We start from the raw sequence: 2,238 nt of genomic DNA, 5'->3' as shown, positions 1-2,238 counted from the left end.
ATTTGCGGTCCGAGACGATCGATCCGCGGTTCAAGGTGCCTGATCGACCAAGCAAACTGGACCCATTTGCTGAGCATCTGGCGGCCTGGCTGCGGCGCGATATGGGCCGATCGCGCAAGCAGAAGCGCACGATCAAGCAGTTTCACGCCGATTTGGTGAGCCTGGGTTATGAAGGATCCTACAACCGGGTTGCCGCTTTTGCTCGGGACTGGCGCGAAGATTATCGGCGCCAGCAACAGATTGGCGGGCGTGGGACATTCGTGCCCCTGTCGTTCGCGCCGGGGGAAGCTTTCCAGTTTGATTGGAGTGAGGACTGGGCAATCATCGCCGGGGTTCGGACCAAGCTGCAGGTCGCGCATTTCAAGCTCAGTTACAGCCGGGCATTCATCGTGCGCGCCTACCTGCTGCAAACCCATGAGATGCTGTTCGACGCCCATAATCACGCCTTCCGCGTGCTGGGCGGCGTGCCGCGCCGGGGTATCTATGACAATATGCGCACGGCCGTCGACAAGGTCGGGCGTGGCAAGGAACGCACCGTCAACGCACGCTTCCTGACGATGGTCAGCCACTATCTGTTCGAAGCTGAGTTCTGTAACCCGGCTGCGGGATGGGAAAAGGGGCAGGTCGAGAAGAATGTCCAGGATGCGCGGCACCGTCTGTGGCAACCCACGCCGCAGGTCGAAAGCCTTGATGCGCTGAACCTGTGGCTGGAGGAGCGCTGCAAGGCGTTATGGGAGGACATCCCTCACGGGATCGAACCCGGATCGGTTGCCAATGCCTGGGCCGATGAATCTGAGTGTCTGATGGTTGCGGGCAGGCCCTTCGATGGTTTTGTGGAATATCGCAAACGGGTATCGCCGACGTGCCTCATCCACTTTGAGCGCAATCGCTACAGCGTACCGGCCTCTTTCGCCAATCGCACTGTCAGCCTGCGCGTCTATCCTGATCGCTTCCAGGTCGTCGCCGAGGGGCAGCCAATCTGCGCACATCAGCGCATCATCAACCGCTCTCACGACGGTCCAGGTCATACGGTTTATGACTGGCGCCATTATCTGGCGGTCGTGCAGCGCAAGCCCGGCGCCCTGCGCAACGGTGCGCCCTTCCTTGAGCTACCCGATGCGTTCCAGCGTCTGCAGCGACATCTGTTGCGCAATCCCGGCGGCGACAGGGAAATGGTCGAAATACTGGCGCTGGTTCTTCATCATGATGAGCAACTGGTGCTGACGGCGGTCACCATGGCGCTGGAGGCTGGCGTTCCGACCAAGACCCATATCCTCAATCTGCTCTATAGGCTGGTCGACGGAAAACCGATCTCCACGCCGCCGGTGACGGCGCCCCAGGCGCTCAAGCTGGTCAGCGAACCGATGGCCAATGTCGAACGCTATGATGATCTGCGCAAGGAGAAGCGTCATGCGTCATGACCCTGCCAGCGGCGCCATCGTCGTCATGCTCCGCAGCCTCAAGATGCATGGCATGGCGCAGGCCGTCACCGATCTCATGGAACAGGGATCTCCAGCGTTCGAAGCCGCCATCCCGATCCTCTCCCAGTTACTCAAAGCCGAGACAGCAGAACGGGAGGTTCGGTCTGTGGCCTATCAGCTCAAGATCGCGCGCTTCCCTGTCTATCGCGATCTGGCCGGCTTCGACTTTACCAGTAGCGAGGTCAATGAAGCTCTGGTGCGTCAGTTGCATCGCTGCGACTTCATCGACATCGCCGACAATATCGTGCTGGTCGGCGGTCCTGGCACCGGCAAGAGCCATGTGGCAACGGCGCTGGGCATCCAGGCCATCGAACATCATCGAAAGCGCGTCCGCTTCTTCTCGACGGTCGAACTGGTCAATGCGCTCGAGCAGGAAAAAGCACAGGGCAAGGCCGGTCAGATCGCCAATCGCCTCCTGCACTCCGATCTCGTTATCCTGGATGAGCTTGGATATCTGCCGTTCAGTGCTTCAGGTGGCGCGCTGCTCTTCCACCTGCTGAGCAAACTCTACGAGCGCACCAGCGTCATCATCACCACAAACCTGAGCTTCAGCGAATGGGCCACCGTGTTCGGCGACGCCAAAATGACCACGGCGCTCCTCGATCGGCTTACCCATCACTGCCACATCCTGGAGACCGGCAACGATAGCTTCCGCTTCAAAAACAGCTCTGCCAAGCAGGCCAGAACCCAAAAGAGAAAACCACGGGTTGACCCACCCGTGACACCCGAAACATAATCCGCAGACGGGTCACTTCTC

At 59.8% G+C, this 2,238-nt stretch carries 2 protein-coding genes; both read left to right on the top strand.

Annotation, left to right across the window (positions count from 1 at the left end):
- Nucleotides 1–1,421, top strand: a 1,421-nt coding sequence (gene istA, locus LL253_RS19600) for an IS21 family transposase (protein ID WP_228228195.1), incomplete at its 5' end; no start/stop codon positions are given.
- Nucleotides 1,411–2,217 (top strand): IS21-like element helper ATPase IstB, encoded by an 807-nt coding sequence (gene istB, locus LL253_RS19595; RefSeq protein ID WP_009821099.1) that lies wholly within the window; start codon nt 1,411–1,413, stop codon nt 2,215–2,217. The genes istA and istB, both read left to right, overlap by 11 nt.
- The last annotated feature ends 21 nt before the right edge of the window (nt 2,218–2,238 follow it).

This window comes from Sphingobium soli, assembly GCF_020782245.1.
Classification (GTDB): Bacteria; Pseudomonadota; Alphaproteobacteria; order Sphingomonadales; family Sphingomonadaceae; genus Sphingobium; species Sphingobium soli.
Note: the sequence above shows the minus strand (reverse complement) of the source record. Positions and strands in the feature narration are given on the sequence as shown.

Excerpts from the sequence above, each read along its gene's own strand:
- istB (WP_009821099.1), top strand. The coding sequence starts at position 1,411 with ATGCGTCATGACCCTGCCAGCGGCGCCATCGTCGTCATGCTCCGCAGC.